The sequence below is a fragment of the Arthrobacter sp. OAP107 genome, assembly GCF_040546765.1.
Taxonomy (GTDB): Bacteria; Actinomycetota; Actinomycetes; order Actinomycetales; family Micrococcaceae; genus Arthrobacter.
In genome coordinates this window covers 3,616,610-3,635,112 of the sequence record NZ_JBEPOK010000001.1, presented here as the reverse complement: position 1 = coordinate 3,635,112, position 18,503 = coordinate 3,616,610, and the positions used below count along the sequence as shown (strand labels likewise).

Genomic DNA, 18,503 nt, shown 5'->3' with positions numbered 1-18,503 from the left:
TGTAAGCAACGTACGAAAAGAGACTTCCCATGGAAACCATTCCCCACTTCATCAACGGCAGCCGCGTCAGCGACGCCGAACGTTTCGGCCCCGTCTTCAACCCGGCCACCGGCGAACAGGAGAAGCAGGTGGCGCTCGCCTCGGCGTCGCGGACCGAGGAAGCCATCGCCGCCGCCCGCGCCGCGCTCCCGGCGTGGCGCGCGACCAGCCTGGCCAAGCGCACCAACATCTTCTTCCGGGTCCGCGAGATCCTGAACCAGCGCAAGCCCGAGCTCGCGGCTATTCTCACCAGCGAGCACGGCAAGGTCCTCTCCGACGCCGAGGGTGAGATCTCCCGCGGCCTGGAGAACATCGAGTTCGCCACCGGCCTGTCGCACATGCTCAAGGGCGAGCGCTCGGAGCAGGTCTCCAGCGGCATCGACGTCCACTCCGTCCGCCAGCCGGTGGGTGTCGTGGCCTGCATTACCCCATTCAACTTCCCGGCCATGGTGCCGCTGTGGATGATCGGCAGCGCCCTGGCCTGCGGCAACACCGTGCTGCTGAAGCCCAGCGAGAAAGACCCCTCCGCCGCCATCTTCATCGCCGAAGCCTTCGCCGAAGCGGGGCTGCCCGCCGGCGTGCTGAACGTAGTCCAGGGGGACAAGGAAGCCGTCGACGTCCTGCTCGAGCACCCCGACATGAAAGCGGTGAGTTTCGTGGGCTCCACGCCCATCGCGCAGTCGATCTACAAGCGGGCGGCCGACCACGGCAAGCGCGTCCAGGCACTGGGCGGGGCGAAGAACCACATGGTGGTGCTGCCCGACGCCGACCTTGACATGGCTGCCGACGCTGCGGTTTCCGCGGCCTACGGTTCGGCCGGCGAGCGCTGCATGGCCGTAAGCGTCCTCGTGGCGGTGGGCAACATCGCCGACGACCTTGTCGAGGCGATCTCCAGCCGCATGGCCGGCCTGAAGATCGGCCCGGGAACCGACCCGGCCTCCCAGATGGGTCCGCTGATCACCGCGGAGCACCGGGACCGCGTGGCTTCCTACGTTGCGGGAGCGGAAAACGAAGGCGCCACGGTGGTCGTCGACGGGCGCTCGCAGCAGTTCGATTCGAACGGTTTCTTCATCGGCGTCAGCCTGGTGGACCACGTCAAGCCGGGCATGAAGGTGTACGACGACGAGATCTTCGGCCCGGTCCTGTCGGTGGTCCGCGTGGACACCTACACCGACGCCGTCCGGCTGGTCAACGAGAACGAGTTCGGCAACGGCGCGGCCATCTTCACCCGCGACGGCGGGGCAGCGCGGCAGTTCGAATTCGACGTCGATGCCGGCATGGTGGGCGTCAACGTCCCGATCCCCGTCCCGGTGGGCACGTTCTCCTTCGGCGGCTGGAAGAACTCCCTGTTCGGCGACACCCACATGTACGGCCCGGACAGCATCCGCTTCTACACCCGGGGCAAAGTGGTCACCACGCGGTGGCCCGACCCGTCCACCTCGGTGATTGACCTCGGCTTCCCGCAGATCGACTAAACTCGAAACTCGGTTTACATCAAAACTTGAGTTCGGACCGGTCACGACCGGCCTGTGCCTCAGCCCGTGTCCCGCAGCCACAAGCAGCGGGCCGCGGGCTGACCTTTTTGCGCGAACAGGCACCTGAGCCCCCACTGAGCGGCGCGAGCGGGAACCTGTCTTTCAGGCGTGTCCGGTTCTATGCTGGCCGCATGGTCCGGCTGAGACCCTTTGCCTGCCTTGCCCTCCTGCTGCCGGTGCTCCTCCCGGTGGCCGGATGCGCGAAGACCTGTCCAGCCATGGCCTGGATCAACTACCTCACTGTGGCCCTGGACGGGGACACCCGCACTGTGGCTTGGGTTCAGCTGTGCACTCCCGACGCCTGTTCCCAGGCAGCGGACCGGCCAACCGCGCCACCGGTGCTTCCAACGGCGACTCCGACCCCAACGGGTGCCAACGGTCTCGGTTTCCCGCCGGGGCAGGGACCAGCCGAACACCACATTTCGGTCGAGCGGACCGGTTCTGATGCCTGGAGATTTGGATTCGTCGTGGAATCGCCGGGGTCTGTGACAGTGCGCGCTCTCGATTCCGCGGGCAAGACGCTCGCGGAGAAACGGGTCTCGCTGGCCTGGCAACAGATTGGCAAAGCCACGGAATGCGGCGGTCCCGCGACGGCGGCTCCCGTCACCCTGGCTGTCAACGCATGACGGCCAGCGTATGGCCGCCAGCGCTGTACGACGGACCGCGCGGCGAGGTCTTGGGTGCGTGCTGCCTAGCCGTTCATGATGTCCTTGCGCCGGGCCATGTACTCCTCCATGGAGATCTGCCCGTCGCTGTACTGCTGATCCAGCTCAGCCAGTTTCCGGGCACGGAACCCCTGCGGAGCCGACGGCGGCGGGGGAGTTGCGTGCGCTGATCCAGTGGGAGGGGCGGCGCTCTGCTGAGGCTGGGGCGGATTGGCCCGGTATTCCGGGCTGTCCTCATAGGGAACCTGCCCCTGCTGCCACGGCGCACCGGCACTGCCGGGACCGTACTGGTTGGGGTACGGCTGGTTGGGATACGGCTGATTCGGGCCGGGCTGAGCGTATGGCGTGTTCTGCTGATCCGGGTAGGGCTGGTTCAGGGGCGGAAGCTCTTCACGCCCACCGCGCTGGGGAAATCCAAATCCGCCGCTGAAGTAGTCCTGCTGCGTGTAGCCGTCCCTCGGCCGGTTGTCCGGGCGGCCCCGGAAGGGGCCACCAAATGGGCTGCCCGGCTGGTTGCCGAACTGGTCGTCTCCCTGGTTGGGAAACTGGCCGGGATACTGTCCGGGCAGGCCGGGGCCCTGGTTCCGCCGCTGGACTGACCTCCGGTACATCCGCATGCCCATGGGAACCAGGACGGCCAGAATGATGATCCAAAAGAAGAAGTCGAACACGGTGGGGCCTCTCAGTGAGTGTCCATTCCAGCTTAGTCCCGTGAGGAAACGCGCCCGGGATGCTTATGCCCAGAGCGCACGGCCGCACGGTAAGGGACGCCAGGCGGCTGCTCCGTAACGCGGCGCTCCAAATCGCGGTGCATTGGAACGCGGTTCACTGGAAGTCACTTGCAGACCCGGGGCTGCTGCCGGACGGGATCGTCCAGGCCCATCGGCCCTTCACCCGAACCCAACGGAACGCCCGGACCGAACACGGGTCCCGGCGTCGGGCGTTTGGGGGTGATGCCGTCGCCGGAGGACCGGTGGCGCAGGCGCCGGACCACCCACGGCACAAAATACTCCCGCGCCCAGACGAGGTCTTCGCTGCGGGCCTCGCGCCAACTGCGGGGCGGCAGCGGCTTCGGCGCGAGCGGCTCCAGGCTGTGCTCCACATTCAGGGCCTCGAGCACCATGGCGGCGATGGTGTGGTGTCCGAGCGGCGAGAAGTGCAGCCGGTCCTCGTTCCACATCTGCGGATCCCTCAGCTGCCGGAGCGACCACATATCGGCGATGATTGCATCGTGCCGGGCGGCGATGGTGCGGAGGTTCTCGTTGTAAATGGCCACCTTGCTGCGGATCCGGCCCAATACGGACGAGCCTGTGTCCGGACCGTTGAACAGCACGACCGTGGCGCCGCTCGCCGCCAGGATCTGCACCACCGGGTCGAGCCGTTCGGCGAGGGCATCCGGATCGCCGCCGGGCCGGATGAGGTCGTTGCCGCCGGCGGAAAGGGTCACCAGGTCCGGCTTGAGGGCCAGGCACGGCGCCAGTTGCTGGTCGATGATCTGCTGGAGCAGCCGTCCCCGCACGGCGAGGTTTGCGTAGGCGAAATCCTCTTGGCCCCGTCCAAGCTCTTCCGCCACCCGGTCAGCCCAGCCCCGGTAGCCGCCCGGGCTGCTGGGTTCGGGGTCGCCGATGCCTTCGGTAAAGGAATCGCCCATGGCCACATACCGGCTCCAGGGGTGGCGGGACGAGGGCTCCTGGGTATCTTCAATAGGCTCTGGGGCTTGCTGCATGGGTTCGGTTCCGCTCACCTTCCCATCCTGTACCGTCACCGCCTGGCTACGCCACCGTAGGTTGTTACCGGCGGGTAACTGTAAGAATGGAGCCATGACTTTAGCCGACTCCTTTCCTGCCCCCGTTGTTCTGTGGTCCAAGCCTGAGGAAGCCCGGGCCGGCAAGCCCCTGCTCGTCCTGCTGCACGGCTACGGCGCGAACGAGCAGGACCTCCTCAGCCTGGCTGACATGCTCCCGGACGACTTCGCTGTTGCATCAGTCCGCGCACCCATCGCCATGGGACCGGGCTTTTCCTGGTTCCCGCTGACAGGATCGATCGAATACTCCGTCGACGCCGTCAAGGCCGCGTCAGCGTACGTCCTGGACTGGCTGGACACGGTCAAGGCCAACCACCCGTCCGTCACCCTTCTCGGGTTCTCGATGGGAATGGCCATGGCCACCACACTGCTCCGGCAGCGGCCCGCTGACTTTGCCGCCGTCGTCGGCCTCTCCGGCTTTGTGGTCAATGCGGATTCCGACGGCGAGTTCCGGGACGCCGAGCTGGATGGAACGGTGCCGCTGTTCTGGGGCCGGGACCAGCAGGACCCGGTCATCACGCCGGACAAGATCGAATACACAATGGGCTGGGTCCGCAAGCACGTGAAGCTGACCAAAGTTCTGTACACCGGCATGTGGCACGGCATCAACGCCCAGGAAGTCGGCCACGTGTCCGAGTTCCTCACCCACGAGGTGCTGAAGAAGTAGCGCTATTAACCCTGGGGAGCACTGACCCGGACGGTCTGCCCGTTCACCGTCACCGTGTCCCCGTTGTGAAGCTGCCGGCCGCGCCGGTCGTCGATCTCACCGTTGACCTTGACCAGGCCGTTCTTGATCAGCTCCGTTGCCTCCACGCCGTCCTCCACGAGGTTGGCGAGCTTCAGGAGCTGGCCCAGGCGGATCATGGTGTCGCGGATGGGGATCTCTTCGATTTCCGGGTTGCTCATACCTGTAATGATGCCTGACGTTAGGTGAACCGAATGACCCATGCACCCCGGCTGCCCCTTGCCGTGGGCCTTCCGATGGCCGTGGCCTCCGGCCTTGCGATTCCCGTCCAGGGACGCATCAACGGGGCCCTTGGTGCCCGCCTCGGTGACGGCATCGCCGCGGCCGTCGTCAGTTTCAGCACCGGGCTGATTGTGATGGTCCTCGTGTCCCTGCTGGCTCCGCGCGGGCGGGCCGGCCTCGCCCGGATCCTGCCCGCGCTGCGGGAACGCCGTTTCCCGCCGTACTACGCGCTCGCCGGCGGCATCGGCGCCTTCTTCGTCTTCGCGCAGTCCTTCACCGTGGGGCTGCTGGGCATCGCCCTGTTCACCGTGGCCACCGTCACCGGCCAAACGCTCAGCGGCCTGCTGGTGGACCGCCTTGGTATCGGCCCGGCGGGAAAGAAGTCCGTGACCGGCATCCGCGTCATTGGCTGCATCCTCACCATTGCCGCGGTCTCGTGGGCGGTATCGCCACGCTTTACCGGCGGCGCTGCGGGCGCGTCCGGCGCGGGCAGTGCGGCAGCCGGCCCGGCCGATCCCACGGCCCTGCTCCTTCCGATTATCCTGCCGGTCCTGGCCGGCTTCCTCATGAGCTTCCAGCAGGCCATGAACGGCACCGCCACCGTGCACTACGGGACGCCGATCGCTGCCACGCTGGTGAACTTCATCGCCGGTACCTGCGTGCTGTGGGTTGCCTGGTCCATCAAGGTGGCCGTCGCAGGACCTGCCAACCCGCTGCCGGGGGAGTGGTGGTACTACCTCGGCGGACCCATGGGCTGCGTGTTCATCGGCCTTGGCGCGCTGCTGGTGCGCAGTCTCGGGGTGCTGGTGACGGGCCTCGGCATGATCGCCGGCCAGCTGCTGGGGTCGCTCGGCCTGGACCTGCTGGTGCCCACGCCGGGCACCGTCGTGGAGGCGGCCACGGTTCTGGGGACGCTGCTGACCCTGGCGTCCATCGTCGTGGCCACCCTGCCCTGGCCCCGCGGCGCCTTCCGGCGGTGAGAACGCCTTTCAAAGATGAGCGCCGTAGGCTGGGCGGCGACCGGAAGATGCAGAGCGCCCGGAAGATGCAGAGCGCCCGGAAGATGCAGAGCGCCCGGCAGATGAGGGGCGCCCTCCGCAGGCAGCTCCCGGTAGGCTAGGACTCGCAGCTTCCTGCACAGTTTTTTCCCTTTCACACGCCCCGCCCGGCATCCAGCCGCGGTCACAGGGCCAGAGACACCGCGGACCGCACCCAGCGGCCCTGTAGAAATTGGAGTTCCCATGGCAGCAAAATCCGTCCTCGACCAGGTCATTTCCCTTTCCAAGCGGAGAGGTTTCGTTTTCCAGGCCGGCGAGATCTACGGAGGCTCGCGTTCCGCTTGGGACTACGGACCCCTCGGTGCCGAGCTGAAGGAAAACATCAAGCGCCAGTGGTGGCAGTCCGTGGTCCGCGGCCGCGAGGACGTGGTGGGCCTGGACTCCTCCGTCATCCTGCCCCGCCAGGTATGGGAAGCCTCCGGGCACGTCGAGGTCTTCTCCGACCCGCTCGTTGAGTGCCTCTCCTGCCACAAGCGCTACCGCGCCGACCACCTCGAAGAGGAATACGAGGAGAAGAAGGGCCGCCCCGCCGAGAACGGCCTGAAGGACATCGCCTGCGCCAACTGCGGAACCCGCGGGGAATGGACCGAGCCGCAGGAATTCTCCGGGCTGCTGAAGACCTTCCTGGGCCCCGTGGCCAGCGACGAGGGCCTGCACTACCTGCGCCCCGAAACAGCCCAGGGCATCTTCGTGAACTTCAACAACGTGCTCACCACCTCCCGGAAGAAGCCGCCGTTCGGCATCGGCCAGATCGGCAAGTCCTTCCGCAACGAGATCACGCCCGGAAACTTCATCTTCCGCACCCGTGAGTTCGAGCAGATGGAAATGGAATTCTTCGTCGAGCCGGGCACGGACGAAGAGTGGCACCAGTACTGGATGAAGGAACGCATGTCCTGGTACACGGACCTGGGCATCCGTGAGGAGAACCTGCGCTTCTTCGAACACCCCCTGGACAAGCTCAGCCACTACTCCAAGGGCACCACGGACATCGAATACCGCTTCGGCTTCCAGGGCTCCGAGTGGGGCGAGCTCGAAGGCATCGCCAACCGCACCGACTTCGACCTCTCCACGCACGCCAAGGCCTCCGGCACGGACCTCAGCTACTTCAACCAGGCCACCAACGAGCGCTACACGCCGTACGTGATCGAGCCCGCCGCCGGCCTGACCCGGTCCTTCATGGCCTTCCTCATCGACGCCTACACCGAGGACGAGGCCCCGAACGCCAAGGGCGGCGTGGACGTCCGCACTGTGCTCAAGCTTGACCCGCGGCTCGCGCCGGTCAAGGCCGCTGTGCTGCCGCTCAGCCGCAACGAGGACCTCTCCCCGAAGGCCAAGGACCTGGGCACGCAGCTGCGCAAGAACTGGAACATCGACTTCGACGACGCCGGCGCCATCGGCCGCCGCTACCGCCGCCAGGACGAGATCGGCACCCCGTTCTGCATCACAGTGGACTTCGACACGCTCGAGGACCAGGCGGTCACCATCCGTGAACGCGACACCATGAGCCAGGAACGCGTGTCCCTGGACAAGGTGGAGGGCTACCTGGCCGCCCGGCTGATCGGCGCCTAGCCGTGGCGATCCAATACCGAGAATGGCGCGAGGGCGATGACCTCGCCCTGCTGGAAATCTGGGGCGACCCGGAGACCGACCAGGCAGGACAGTTCCGCGGCACCCTCGCGCCCTCGGGCAACGCACCGTGGCGGCGCTGCATCGTGGCCGAGGACGTCGTCGACGGCGTGGCCATCCCGGTTGCCGCCGGCGTGGTCCACGAGGCCAGCCTGCACCCGGAGCGGCTGTGGGCGTACGTCGAGGTGGCCCGCGACCACCGCCGGGCCGGCATCGGTTCCACGCTGCTGATGATGCTGCGCCGCGAGGCGGAGGGATCGCCGTCGGGCGTGACCCGGCTGCGCTGCAAGGTGGAGCCGGGCACCTCCGGCGCCGCCTTCGCCGAGGCGGCCGGTCTCACCCCGATCCAGCACACGCGGCTCGTCGTGGTGGAGCCGGCGGCCCTGAAGCTCCCGGTCTTCGGCGACGGTTCCGAGGAAGCGGCGTCGGAGCGCATCGAGGACCTGGCCACCGGCTCGGTGGAGCTGTCCGACGTCGTGGGCCGCTACTACTCGTCCGTCCACGGCTGGGACAGCCCGGGCGAACTGGGCATCGGCACGGTGCAGCGCCTGTTCCTGGACGACCTCAGCGGCGCGCACGGCGCGATCGTGCTGCGTGCTTCGAAAGCCAGCGCCTTCGGGTCCGGCGTGCCGGCCAGCCGCAAGGGCAAGATCCAGGCCTTCGCGATCAGCTACGCGCAGGGCAGCTCCGACCACCCGTCGGACGTGTTCCTCGGCCACGAGCCGGAGCTGGACGCCGATGAGGCGCAGGCCGCGGTCCGTGACCTGCTGGCCCTCATCGCGTACCAATACCCGGTGCTCATGGAGGTGGACGATTCGATGGCAGCGCTGCGTGCCGTCGTCGGGCCTTTGATGGAAGCGGGCAAGGCCCGCCGCCAGGGCGCGGAGACGTCCGTCGTCTCCGACTGATCCTCCATGTAACTGACCCGTCTGTGTAGCAGCCACGGGGCGTTCCCAGGTCTGGAAACGCCCCGTGCTGCTACACAGTTGGGTGCGCCGTTCAGGACGTACGACGGCGGTCCCTCGCCAGTTCGGCGGCATCGAGCCTTTGGCGTTCCGTCTCGGACATGGCGCCGCCGCCGAGGTCCGCCGGCATCCACCAGTCGCCCGGCCGGGCCGCCACGGGAAAAGTGGCGATGGCGGCGTCGATGCCGGCCTGGAGCGTCCTGCGGAGCCGCGCCGTTTCAGCCTCTGCGTCGATATCCGCGGCCAGGTGCACCGGCTCACCGATGTGCACCCGGACCGGAGCACGCCGGATGCGGTGCAGCGGAAGGCCGTTGCCGCGGGTCAGGATGCGGTGGGCGCCCCAGATTGAGACCGGGATGAGCGGCACGCCCGCCTCGGACGCCATCCGTACCGCCCCCGTCCTGCATTCGCGGACCTTGAAGCTGCGGCTGACGCCGGCCTCGGGCATGACGGCCAGGTACTCACCGGCGCGGAGCCTGGCCACGGCGTCGTCATAGGCGGCGGTCCGCGAACCGTGGCGCACCACCACCTGGCCCGCCGCGCTGATGAAGGGACCCGCGAGCCAGTGGTCCGCGGCTCCCTGATGGATCAGAAACCGCAGCTGCCCGCGGTTGTGCCGCCACAGCACGAGCCCGGCAGCGGCGAAGTCCAAATAGCCGAAGTGGGTGATGGCGACGACGGCGCCGCGGCCCGGCAGTACCTTCCTCGCGGCCTTGTTGCGGCTTCCTGCTTCGCCGTCCGGCAGGTTTTGCTGCCCGGTCACGATCAGGCGGACCCGGAACAGCCACCGCAGGAAGAGTCCGGTCCGGACGAGGAGGCGGTAGAAGCGGTCGCTGGCGGCTGGGGTCCAGGGCATCTGGGGCTGCCGGCTCTCAGTGCCGCCGCGGCGGCCACGGAAAGAAACCGCTGGTGGACTGCACGTATTCACGGTAGCCGGGGCGGCCGGCCATGGCCTTCTCCGTGAGCGGTTTGCCGGTCTTGGCGGCCAGCGTCCAGATCATCAGCGCGGGGGAGAGGACGGTCAGCACGCCGGGCCAGGATTCCGCCGCGATCAGGAACAGCCCCGCCCAGACCGAGGCGTCGCCGAAGTAGTTGGGGTGCCTGGTGTAGCGCCACAGCCCGGTGTTCAGGACGGTGCCCTTCCGGGCCGGATCGTTCTTGAACCGCTCCAGCTGAAGGTCTCCCACGGACTCAAAGATGAGCCCGGTCAGCCACACGGCCAAACCCGCGGCGGCGAGCCACCCCAGCGCACCGGTGGCGAACATGCCCACCTGGATGGTCAGCGAGACGAAGAACATCACGAGGCCCTGCGGCAGATACACGCGGCGGACGGCGTAGGCGTTGCGTGACCCGTGTGCTCCTTTGAGCAGCTCCACGTAGCGGGGGTCCTCATGGCCGCCACGGGCCCGGCGGCCGATGTGCGCGCCGAGCCGGATTCCCCAGATGCCGGTCAGAACCAGCAGGAGCACCCGCCTGCCGTCGTCGCCCTCCCCGGCCGAGAGGATAAAGGAGATTACGGCAATCACGACGAAGCCCGGGCCCCAGGCCACATCCATGACCGAATGCCGGGCCCGGCCGCCGGTCCCGGCACCAACGGCCGCAGCGTAGGTGACGGCGAGCACCAGCACCACCCCCAGCGCGGCCCAAGGCAAGCTGGTGAGGAACGCCTCCAGCGGAAACGGGCTCATGAATGTGGTCGCCTCACAGCACCGGCCACCTCACAGCACCATTCACCTCACAGCACCAGGGGCAGCGCCGAGCCGGACGGGGGCAGCACCCTGTCCAGGGCTGCGGCGGACGCGGAGGACCCGGCACCCGGAACTCCGGTCCGCTCCGTGAAGGCCTTCATCAGGAACCCGGTGGCAAGCCGGTGCCACAGTCCGACCCGGCGCAGCATGAAGTGCCCGGCACCGCGGAGCGACACGTACCGCAGCTCCGCCGCTTCCGGCGCCGCGCGGCGCGCGAACCGGAGTGAGGCCGACGGGCTCGTCCACCGGTCCTCGTTCCCGTGCACGATCAGGACCCTCCGTCCGGCGACCGCGGACGCGGGCGTGGCGTCATCCAGCCACGGGGCCAAGGCCACCACGGCGTCCACGTCCGGTTCGTCGGCGGCGCAGATCGCCGTTAGGCCTCCCATCGAATGCCCCAGCAGGTAAATGGGCACGCCCGGGTGCTCCGCGCGGACTTTGGCGAGCGCCCAGCGTGCATCCTTCAAGGGCGTCATGTCCTCGCCGTTCCATCCGCGGACGCTGTTCCGCAGGATCCAGACCGCCAGGCCGTGTTTCCGGCCGGCGGCGTGCAGGTGGCGGGCGAAGGGCACCATCCGCGCCGGGCTAAGGTGCGTGGCCTGGACGGGTTCGAAGCTGTGCGACTTGCCGCCGTGCAGCACCAGGGCCACGCCGCGGGTGGGCCCGGACGGGGCCAGAACCGTCAGCACGGCTTCATAATCAGTTCGGCGTTGGCTCACTGCTGCATCCTCCGACACTTCCTCGTCCATTTATCAACCCTATGGCCGCCGCCGTAGAGTTCAAGCATGAGGTCTAGCTGCTGATGGGTGCAGGTCACTCCCACGGTCATACAGGGCGTTCGGAGCCAACGGCGGAAGCGATGGCCGCCCGCAGGAAGGCAAACAGGATTCTGGCCGCGGTGCTGATTCCGCTGACCCTCCTGACCCTCGCAGCGATGGCGGCGTTGTGGCCTTCGGGGAACAGGGAAGGCCTGACCCTGGCCAACCCCTATGCCGCAGCTCCGGGCGTGACCTTCGACACCGGGCGGATCCAGCGCGTGGTCACGGAGAGCTGCACCCAGGCGGCAGCCGGAGACTCCACAGCACAGGACAGCACGGCACAAGGAAGTACAGGCGGCTCGCAGTGCACCTTCGCGTTCACCGAGCCGGACAAGGGCGGCAACCCGGTCAAGGTGGTGATCAACCCGGACATCGCCAAGTCGCACGGCGTGAAGGTGGGCGACAACATCCGCTACCTGAACCTGTCCCGCGCCCAGGCGGCAGCCACCGGCGCCGATGCCCCGGCGGCCCAGGGGTCGCCGTCGTACATCTTCGTGGACTTTGTCCGCACCATGCCGATCATCCTGCTGGCCCTCCTCTACGCCGTCGTGGTGGTGGCCGTGGCGCGCTGGCGCGGGCTGCGCGCCCTGATCGGCCTCGTCGGCGCCTACTTCGTGCTGGTCAGCTTCATGCTCCCCGGTCTCGTGGAGGGCAAGCCGCCGCTCCTGCTGGCCCTGGTCGGCTCGACGGTGATCATGATCGGGGTGCTGTACTTCGCGCACGGCTTCTCGGCACGGACCTCGACGGCGCTGCTGGGCACCATTTTCGGGCTCGGCATCACCGCCCTGCTCGCCGCGTGGGCCACCGATGCGGCGAACCTCGCGGGCGTCGGCAGCCACGACGCCGCCACACTCGTGAACATCTCGGACAAGATCTCCATCTCCGGCATCATCCTCTGCGGCCTGATCATCTCCGGGCTCGGCGTGCTGAACGACGTCACCATCACGCAGTCTTCAGCGGTGTGGGAACTGTACGAACTCGCCCCCAACACGAGCGCCCGCAAGCTGTTTTCGTCGGCCATGCGGATCGGCCGGGACCACATCGCCTCCACTGTGTACACCATTGCCTTCGCCTATGCAGGCGCGGCCCTGCCCATCCTCATCATCGTGATGCTCTACAACCGTCCGCTGGGGGAGGCGCTGACCAGCGCCGAACTGTCCGAGGAGGTGATCCGCACGCTGGTGGGCTCCATCGGCCTGGTCCTGGCGATTCCGGTCACCACACTGATCGCCGTGCTGGTGGTCAAGGCAACCGGGGTCCGGTCCGCTGAGCTGACGACTTCGGCTGACGTGCCCCGCCCCTCCGCTGCGGATCACCGGCCGGGCGGCCATGCCGCCATAGGGGCCGACGACGTCGACGACACCGGAGCGCTCGCGGCCGCCGCGGCGGTGGCTGGGTGGGAAAGCGAAGCTGACGCGCCGCCGGCGACCCGGCGGGGACGTCGTGCCGCACAACGGAACCAAACACAGCGGGACTGAATACAACGGGACCGAAAAGAGCGGGGCAATTAAAAGGGGATTAGGTGCCGCCGTCGGCATCCTGCCCGGTATTCTGCCCGATTTGCCCGACTTTGAGACAATGGACGGGTGACTGTTGTAGCAACGCCTCCCGCCCCCCGGCTGGAACTTCCGCCGCTGAAACTCGGCCCCATCACCGTGGACACCCCGGTGGTGCTCGCGCCCATGGCCGGCATCACCAACACCGCCTTCCGCAGGCTCTGCCGTGAATACGGCGGCGGGCTGTACGTGGCGGAGATGGTCACCTCCCGTGCCCTCGTGGAGCGCACACGGGAATCGCTGCGCATCATTTCCCACGACGACGACGAGAAAGTCCGTTCCGTCCAGCTCTACGGCGTGGACCCCGGCACCGTGGGCGCGGCGGTCCGGATGCTGGTGGAGGAGGACCGGGCGGACCACATTGACCTCAACTTCGGCTGCCCCGTGCCCAAGGTCACCCGGCGCGGCGGCGGTTCGGCCCTGCCCTGGAAGATCGGCCTCTTCACCTCCATCGTCCAGACCGCCGTCCGCGAGGCGTCCAAGGGCGGAATCCCGCTGACCATCAAGATGCGCAAGGGCATCGATGACGACCATCTGACATACCTCGACGCCGGCCGGATCGCGCGCGATTCCGGTGTTGCCGCCGTCGCCCTTCACGGCCGCACGGCGGCGCAGTTCTATTCCGGCCAGGCCGACTGGTCCGCCATCGCCCGCCTGCGCGAGGCGCTGCCGGACATTCCGGTACTGGGCAACGGCGACATCTGGTCCGCCGAGGACGCGGTCCGGATGGTCCGTGAAACCGGCATCGACGGCGTGGTGGTTGGCCGCGGCTGCCAGGGCCGGCCCTGGCTGTTCGGCGACCTGCAGGCTGCCTTCGAAGGCAGTGACAAGCGGCACCGGCCCGGCCTGCGCGAGGTGGCCGAGGGCGTCTACCGGCACGCCGAACTCATGGTCGAAACCTTCGGCAACGACGAATACAAGGCGCTGCGCGAGATCCGCAAGCACATGGCCTGGTATTTCAAGGGCTATGTGGTGGGCGGCGAACTGCGGGCCAAACTGGCCACCGTGCCCACGCTTGAAGTGCTCCGCGAACTGCTGGACCAGCTGGACATGGACCTGCCGTATCCCGGCATCGATTCCGAAGGGCCGCGCGGGCGTGCCGGTTCTCCAAAGAGGCCGGCCCTGCCCAAGGACTGGCTGCTGAGCCGCCAGCTGAACGAGGACCAGTCGCGGGACATCGCCGCGGCGGAACTGGATGTGTCCGGTGGCTGAAAGCCGGCTGGCGGACGCCCGCACCACCCCGCAGGCACTGCCGGGCTACGAAGCCCACGACTCCGCCCGCTGGGTCGAGGAACCGCCCAAGAGCACGTACCGCTCCGACTTCGAGCGCGACCGTGCCCGCGTGCTGCATTCCTCGGCCCTGCGCCGGCTCGGCGCGAAGACGCAGGTGGTGGCCCCGGACACCGACGACTTTGTCCGCACCCGGCTGACGCACAGCCTCGAGGTGGCGCAGGTGGGCCGGGAACTGGGCCGCGCCCTCGGCTGCGACCCCGATGTGGTGGACACCGCCTGCCTTAGCCATGACCTCGGCCACCCGCCGTTTGGACACAACGGTGAATCGGCGCTCAACGAGATGGCCCACGCCATCGGCGGGTTCGAGGGCAACGCCCAGACCCTGCGCCTGCTCACCAGGCTCGAACCGAAGGTCCTCGACCCGCAGGGCAGGCCTGCGGGCCTGAACCTCACCCGGGCCAGCCTTGACGCGGCCGCGAAGTACCCGTGGTCCGCCCTGGACGCGCCGGTAATCCACGGCCAGCGGACCAGCAAGTTCGGCGCCTATGAGGACGACCTCCCCATCTTCAACTGGATCCGCGAAGGCGCCCCCGAGCGGCGGTCCTGCCTCGAGGCGCAGGTCATGGACCTCGCGGACGACATCTCGTACTCGGTGCACGATGTTGAGGACGCGATCGTGGCAGGGCACTTCCAGCTGCGATGGATGGACAACCCGGACCACCGGGCGCGCGTGGTGGGCTACGCCAAGCAGTGGTATCTGCCGCACAACGATCCCGCGGCCATCGACGCCGCCCTGGCCCGGCTCGAAGCCACCGACGTCTGGGTGCGGGAGGCGGACGGCAGCCGCAAGTCCATGGCGGCGCTGAAGGACATGACAAGCCAACTCATCGGCAGGTTCTGCCAGAGTGCCCTGGAAACCACCCGCGCCGTCTACGGCCCGGCGAACCTGACCAGGTACAACGCTGAGCTCATTGTTCCGGAGGAGACCGTCCTGGAGATCGCGGTGATGAAAGGCCTGGCCACCACGTTCGTGATGACCACCGACCACCGGCAGCCCATCTACGAACGCCAGCGCGAGGTGCTCCACGCCCTGGTGACGGCGCTGAACGCCTCCGGAGACCGCCACCTCGAGCCCATGTTCGCCGCGGACTGGCGGGAAGCGGCCGACGACGGCGCCCGGCTCCGCGTGGTCATCGACCAGGTGGCGTCGCTGACGGACGGCTCCGCGCTGGCCATGTACGAACGGCTCGTGGGCAGCCTGCCGTCCCTGTGGTGACGGGCGCCATAGCCGGACAACTGCTGTCAGCGGGCGGTACTAGGATTACTTCGTGGCTGGGCTGATTAAACGGGAAGACATCGATGAAGTCCGCCAGCGCACGGACATCAAGGAAGTTGTCGACGGCTACGTCACGCTCAAGGGCGCCGGCCTGGGCTCCTACAAGGGCCTGTGCCCCTTCCACGACGAGCGCTCGCCGTCGTTCACCGTCCGCCCGCAGGTGGGCCGCTACCACTGCTTCGGCTGCGGCGAGGACGGCGACGTCATCTCCTTCGTGCAGAAACTGGACCATACCTCCTTCCACGAGGCCGTCGAAAAGCTTGCCGCCCGGATCGGGTACGAGCTCCGTTACGAGGACGGCGGCACCGGCCCCAGCCGCGAGGAAGTCGGCAAGCGGCAGCGGCTCCTGGACGCCCACAAGATCGCCGACGAGTTCTTCCGCGCCCAGCTGCTCACCGCCGGCGCCGCCGAGGGCCGGAAGTTCCTGCAGCAGCGCGGCTTCGACCGGGCAGCGGCCGAGCACTTCGGCGTCGGCTACGCACCGCAGGGCTGGGACGCGCTGCTCAAGCACCTGCGCGGCCGGGGCTTCACCGACCCCGAGCTGAAGCTCACAGGGATGTTCTCCGAAGGCAACAGGGGCATCTACGACCGCTTCCGCGGCCGCCTGATCTGGCCCATCCGGGACATTGCGGGCGACACCATCGGCTTCGGCGCCCGCAAGCTCTACGAGGACGACCAGGGCCCCAAGTACCTCAACACCCCGGAAACCACGCTCTACAAGAAGTCCCAGGTGCTGTACGGGATCGACCTTGCCAAGCGGAACATCGCCAAGGACAGGCAACTGGTGGTGGTGGAGGGCTACACGGACGTCATGGCCTGCCACCTCGCTGGGATTACGACGGCGGTGGCCACCTGCGGTACGGCGTTCGCCGCCGACCACATCAAGATTGCCCGCCGGCTGCTGTCCGACGACGGCACCGGGGGAGAGGTCATCTTCACCTTCGACGGCGACGCCGCCGGCCAGAAGGCGGCCCTGCGGGCCTTTGAAGAGGACCAGCGCTTTGTGGCCCAGACGTACGTGGCCGTCGAACCCACCGGAGCCGACCCCTGCGACCTGCGCCAGACGCGCGGGGACGCCGCCGTCCGTGACCTGATCAGTTCCCGGCGCCCGCTCTTCGAATTCGCCATCCGGGCCACCCTGCGGAAGCACAACCTGGACACGGTGGAGGGGAGGGTGGCCGCGCTGCGCGAGTCCGCCCCCGTCGTGGCCCAGATCCGCGACGCCGGGCTCAGGCCCGGCTACGCCCGGGAACTGGCGGGATGGCTGGGAATGCCCATCGACGACGTCACGCGGGCTGTGGCGGCCGCCGCAAAGCGCGCTGCGCCGGCCTCGGGGGCGCCGGCGCCCGGTGCGCCCGGTGGCGGAGCCCAGGGCAACGGGGCGGCGGGCAGGGCAGGCGGTGCCGGATACAACGGTGCCGGATACAACGGTGCTGGATACAACCCAGCCCAGGGAAACGGCCAGAACGTGCCCGGCGTGGCGGCGCTCCCGCCGTCGGGCGTTCTACCGTCCTTCCACCGTCCGGATCCCCGGGACCCGGTGGCGTCCATGGAGCGGCAGGCCCTCGAGGTGGCGCTGCAGGAGCCGGCAATGCTGGGCGGCGCGGCCTGGGAGCGGTTCGCGACAGCCCGGTTCGCCACGCCCGCCTACCAGGCCATCCACGATGCCATCCGCGCCACGGCCCCGGGCTTCTCCGGGGATGCGGTGCAATGGGTGGAGGCCCTGCGGCAGGAGGTTCCCGAGCCACTGCAGCCGCTGGTCTCGGAGCTCGCTGTGGTCCCGCTGCCGGCCCATACTGCCGAAGCCGTGCAGAAGTACTGCCGGGACATCCTCGCGAGGCTGTTCGAGCTGCAGATCACCCGTGTGAAGGCGGACAAGCTGGGGCAGCTGCAGCGGCTGGATGCCGCTGCCCATCCCGAGGAGTTCCAGCAGCTGAACCGGGAGCTCATGATGCTCGAAATGGAGCGCCGGTCGTTGCGTTCAGACGCCTAGGCTGGAGCGTTGCGCGGTGTCTCTGGGGCCGGCTCCGGGGCTGGAATCATGCCGATTTCGTATCCGGGCCGGGTGTTTGCTAGGCTGGTACCCGCTTCATTCCTCCTTAGCTCAATTGGCAGAGCATTCGACTGTTAATCGAAGGGTTGCTGGTTCAAGTCCAGCAGGAGGAGCGCTCAGTCCCCGTTCCGGGTTCCGGAACGGGGACTTTTTTATACCCCGGAGGGGTATTAGTGCCCAGTGTTGGCGCCGATTTCACATTGCGGCGGAACCTTTGCTAATGTCATACCTGCTTCATTCCTCCTTAGCTCAATTGGCAGAGCATTCGACTGTTAATCGAAGGGTTGCTGGTTCAAGTCCAGCAGGAGGAGCGCACAGTCCCGCGGTTGGCCCAGAGCCGGCCGCGGGACTTTTTTGTTTTGTGCTGCTCGGCTGCCTGAGGCCGCTAAACCCAAGTCACAAAATCCCGGACGAGCGGCGTCAGACGAAGTCCATCTCCACCTGGAGGAAGCGCTCGGCCTCGGCGATGGCAGCCTCGAACGCTTCCCGCTCGGTGGGGGACTTCCGCGGCTCGCGGGGATGCCATTCGTGGGGGGAGGAGTGCACACGCGTGAAGCCGCCATCGGGCGGGGCGTAGAAGATGCCGAACCGCTGGACCGGCCATTCGGGGGAGGTCTCGGGGGCCACCAGGAGGGCAGCGTTGAAAGCCGGGTTGAACCACTGGGCTATGGGCCGGCGCCGGTCCTCGGTGAAAAGTCCCGCCGCATAGAGTGCCGCCGACTGCGCACTGGTCTGGGTGCACAGCCGGTCCCACCACAACGGCAGAATGCCGGAGTCGCACCGCTGCCACGTGGCTGGAAGTGGAGGATGATCCTGCCAGTGGGGCACGTAACAACTTTATCGCGCAGGCACCCACGCGAACAGATGGCCTACGGCCTGTTCCAGGGTCCCGGATTGACGCGGTACAGCAGCGCAGAACCGACGACGGCGCCCACCAGGATGCCCAGCGCCGCGTTGCCCATCATCCTGCCGGCGAAGAAGCCTGCCACGGCGCCAAGGATGGCTCCGAGGTACAGCCCTCGGCCGTTGCGGTGGGGTTTGCGGGTCGGTTTGCGGGCCATCGTGCCAGCCTACAGGCCGGTGCCGGCCTACTCCCGGTT

At 67.9% G+C, this 18,503-nt stretch carries 18 protein-coding genes and 2 tRNA genes; 12 read left to right on the top strand and 8 right to left on the bottom strand.

The features are described 5' to 3' along the window. Positions 1-29 precede the first annotated feature (29 nt). Complete coding sequence (locus ABIE00_RS16745; protein WP_354261850.1) at positions 30-1,514, top strand: CoA-acylating methylmalonate-semialdehyde dehydrogenase; 1,485 nt, start codon at positions 30-32, stop codon at positions 1,512-1,514. Positions 1,515-1,705: 191 nt separating this feature from the next. Then, positions 1,706-2,200, top strand: a complete 495-nt coding sequence (locus tag ABIE00_RS16740) for a hypothetical protein (RefSeq protein ID WP_354261849.1) — start codon at positions 1,706-1,708, stop codon at positions 2,198-2,200. A gap of 65 nt (positions 2,201-2,265) precedes the next feature. On the opposite strand, the gene ABIE00_RS16735 is transcribed toward ABIE00_RS16740, so the two are convergent. Next, complete coding sequence (locus ABIE00_RS16735; RefSeq protein WP_354261848.1) at positions 2,266-2,910, bottom strand: hypothetical protein; 645 nt, start codon at positions 2,908-2,910, stop codon at positions 2,266-2,268. A gap of 164 nt (positions 2,911-3,074) precedes the next feature. Further along, positions 3,075-3,965 carry an SGNH/GDSL hydrolase family protein gene (locus ABIE00_RS16730; protein ID WP_354263393.1) on the bottom strand — a complete coding sequence of 297 codons (891 nt, stop codon included), beginning with the start codon at positions 3,963-3,965 and terminating at the stop codon, positions 3,075-3,077. 94 nt (positions 3,966-4,059) lie between these two features. On the opposite strand from ABIE00_RS16730, the gene ABIE00_RS16725 reads away from it, so the two are divergent. Beyond that, on the top strand, positions 4,060-4,710 hold the full coding sequence (locus tag ABIE00_RS16725) for an alpha/beta hydrolase (RefSeq protein ID WP_354261847.1): 651 nt from the start codon (positions 4,060-4,062) through the stop codon (positions 4,708-4,710). 5 nt (positions 4,711-4,715) lie between these two features. Here the strand turns inward: ABIE00_RS16725 and ABIE00_RS16720 are convergent, their stop codons facing one another. After that, positions 4,716-4,949, bottom strand: coding sequence for an RNA-binding S4 domain-containing protein (locus ABIE00_RS16720; RefSeq protein WP_331573889.1), 234 nt, complete (start codon positions 4,947-4,949; stop codon positions 4,716-4,718). 33 nt (positions 4,950-4,982) lie between these two features. On the opposite strand from ABIE00_RS16720, the gene ABIE00_RS16715 reads away from it, so the two are divergent. The 3 genes from ABIE00_RS16715 (at position 4,983) to ABIE00_RS16705 (ending at position 8,602) form a co-directional block, all read left to right on the top strand. After that, positions 4,983-5,990 carry a DMT family transporter gene (locus tag ABIE00_RS16715; protein WP_354261846.1) on the top strand — a complete coding sequence of 336 codons (1,008 nt, stop codon included), beginning with the start codon at positions 4,983-4,985 and terminating at the stop codon, positions 5,988-5,990. A gap of 261 nt (positions 5,991-6,251) precedes the next feature. Further along, a complete protein-coding gene (locus ABIE00_RS16710; protein WP_354261844.1) occupies positions 6,252-7,637 on the top strand; it encodes a glycine--tRNA ligase in 1,386 nt (461 codons plus the stop codon). 2 nt (positions 7,638-7,639) lie between these two features. After that, the gene (locus ABIE00_RS16705) at positions 7,640-8,602 is read left to right on the top strand and encodes a GNAT family N-acetyltransferase (RefSeq protein WP_354261843.1); all 963 of its coding nucleotides are present in this window, start codon (positions 7,640-7,642) and stop codon (positions 8,600-8,602) included. Positions 8,603-8,693: 91 nt separating this feature from the next. On the opposite strand, the gene ABIE00_RS16700 is transcribed toward ABIE00_RS16705, so the two are convergent. From ABIE00_RS16700 to ABIE00_RS16690, 3 genes are read right to left on the bottom strand one after another with little or no spacing between them, the layout of a single operon-like run. Continuing rightward, positions 8,694-9,515: a lysophospholipid acyltransferase family protein gene (locus ABIE00_RS16700; RefSeq protein ID WP_354261842.1), complete on the bottom strand. Its 822-nt coding sequence runs from the start codon at positions 9,513-9,515 to the stop codon at positions 8,694-8,696. Between the two features lie 16 nt (positions 9,516-9,531). Beyond that, positions 9,532-10,347 (bottom strand): DUF1295 domain-containing protein, encoded by an 816-nt coding sequence (locus tag ABIE00_RS16695; RefSeq protein ID WP_354261841.1) that lies wholly within the window; start codon positions 10,345-10,347, stop codon positions 9,532-9,534. Positions 10,348-10,394: 47 nt separating this feature from the next. Further along, the gene (locus tag ABIE00_RS16690; RefSeq protein WP_354261840.1) at positions 10,395-11,156 is read right to left on the bottom strand and encodes an alpha/beta hydrolase; all 762 of its coding nucleotides are present in this window, start codon (positions 11,154-11,156) and stop codon (positions 10,395-10,397) included. A gap of 53 nt (positions 11,157-11,209) precedes the next feature. On the opposite strand from ABIE00_RS16690, the gene ABIE00_RS16685 reads away from it, so the two are divergent. The 6 genes from ABIE00_RS16685 to ABIE00_RS16660 all read left to right on the top strand — a co-directional run bounded on the left by ABIE00_RS16685 (position 11,210) and on the right by ABIE00_RS16660 (position 17,714). Continuing rightward, on the top strand, positions 11,210-12,703 hold the full coding sequence (locus ABIE00_RS16685) for a YibE/F family protein (RefSeq protein WP_502914223.1): 1,494 nt from the start codon (positions 11,210-11,212) through the stop codon (positions 12,701-12,703). A 108-nt stretch (positions 12,704-12,811) separates the two neighbouring features. Beyond that, positions 12,812-13,993: a tRNA dihydrouridine synthase DusB gene (gene dusB / locus ABIE00_RS16680; protein ID WP_354261838.1), complete on the top strand. Its 1,182-nt coding sequence runs from the start codon at positions 12,812-12,814 to the stop codon at positions 13,991-13,993. After that, positions 13,977-15,290 carry a deoxyguanosinetriphosphate triphosphohydrolase gene (locus tag ABIE00_RS16675; protein ID WP_502914222.1) on the top strand — a complete coding sequence of 438 codons (1,314 nt, stop codon included), beginning with the start codon at positions 13,977-13,979 and terminating at the stop codon, positions 15,288-15,290. The genes dusB and ABIE00_RS16675 overlap by 17 nt, the downstream gene beginning before the upstream one ends. Before the next feature lie 52 nt (positions 15,291-15,342). After that, entirely contained in the window at positions 15,343-17,343 is a 2,001-nt protein-coding gene (gene dnaG / locus ABIE00_RS16670) for a DNA primase (RefSeq protein WP_354261837.1), read from the top strand. A 100-nt stretch (positions 17,344-17,443) separates the two neighbouring features. Beyond that, positions 17,444-17,516, top strand: a tRNA-Asn gene (locus tag ABIE00_RS16665). Between the two features lie 125 nt (positions 17,517-17,641). Further along, a tRNA-Asn gene (locus ABIE00_RS16660) sits at positions 17,642-17,714 on the top strand. Positions 17,715-17,823: 109 nt separating this feature from the next. Here ABIE00_RS16660 and ABIE00_RS16655 read toward each other — a convergent pair. Next, entirely contained in the window at positions 17,824-18,231 is a 408-nt protein-coding gene (locus ABIE00_RS16655; RefSeq protein WP_076798221.1) for a hypothetical protein, read from the bottom strand. Positions 18,232-18,272: 41 nt separating this feature from the next. Next, the gene (locus tag ABIE00_RS16650; protein WP_354261836.1) at positions 18,273-18,464 is read right to left on the bottom strand and encodes a hypothetical protein; all 192 of its coding nucleotides are present in this window, start codon (positions 18,462-18,464) and stop codon (positions 18,273-18,275) included. Between the last annotated feature and the right edge of the window lie 39 nt (positions 18,465-18,503).

Coding starts and splice junctions, on each gene's coding strand:
- ABIE00_RS16685 (WP_502914223.1), top strand. CDS start 11,210: ATGGGTGCAGGTCACTCCCACGGTCATACAGGGCGTTCGGAGCCAACG.
- ABIE00_RS16730 (WP_354263393.1), bottom strand. CDS start 3,965: ATGCAGCAAGCCCCAGAGCCTATTGAAGATACCCAGGAGCCCTCGTCC.
- ABIE00_RS16715 (WP_354261846.1), top strand. CDS start 4,983: ATGACCCATGCACCCCGGCTGCCCCTTGCCGTGGGCCTTCCGATGGCC.
- ABIE00_RS16720 (WP_331573889.1), bottom strand. CDS start 4,949: ATGAGCAACCCGGAAATCGAAGAGATCCCCATCCGCGACACCATGATC.
- ABIE00_RS16695 (WP_354261841.1), bottom strand. CDS start 10,347: ATGAGCCCGTTTCCGCTGGAGGCGTTCCTCACCAGCTTGCCTTGGGCC.
- ABIE00_RS16710 (WP_354261844.1), top strand. CDS start 6,252: ATGGCAGCAAAATCCGTCCTCGACCAGGTCATTTCCCTTTCCAAGCGG.
- ABIE00_RS16700 (WP_354261842.1), bottom strand. CDS start 9,515: ATGCCCTGGACCCCAGCCGCCAGCGACCGCTTCTACCGCCTCCTCGTC.
- ABIE00_RS16650 (WP_354261836.1), bottom strand. CDS start 18,464: ATGGCCCGCAAACCGACCCGCAAACCCCACCGCAACGGCCGAGGGCTG.
- ABIE00_RS16745 (WP_354261850.1), top strand. CDS start 30: ATGGAAACCATTCCCCACTTCATCAACGGCAGCCGCGTCAGCGACGCC.
- ABIE00_RS16675 (WP_502914222.1), top strand. CDS start 13,977: ATGTGTCCGGTGGCTGAAAGCCGGCTGGCGGACGCCCGCACCACCCCG.
- ABIE00_RS16725 (WP_354261847.1), top strand. CDS start 4,060: ATGACTTTAGCCGACTCCTTTCCTGCCCCCGTTGTTCTGTGGTCCAAG.
- ABIE00_RS16690 (WP_354261840.1), bottom strand. CDS start 11,156: ATGGACGAGGAAGTGTCGGAGGATGCAGCAGTGAGCCAACGCCGAACT.
- ABIE00_RS16740 (WP_354261849.1), top strand. CDS start 1,706: ATGGTCCGGCTGAGACCCTTTGCCTGCCTTGCCCTCCTGCTGCCGGTG.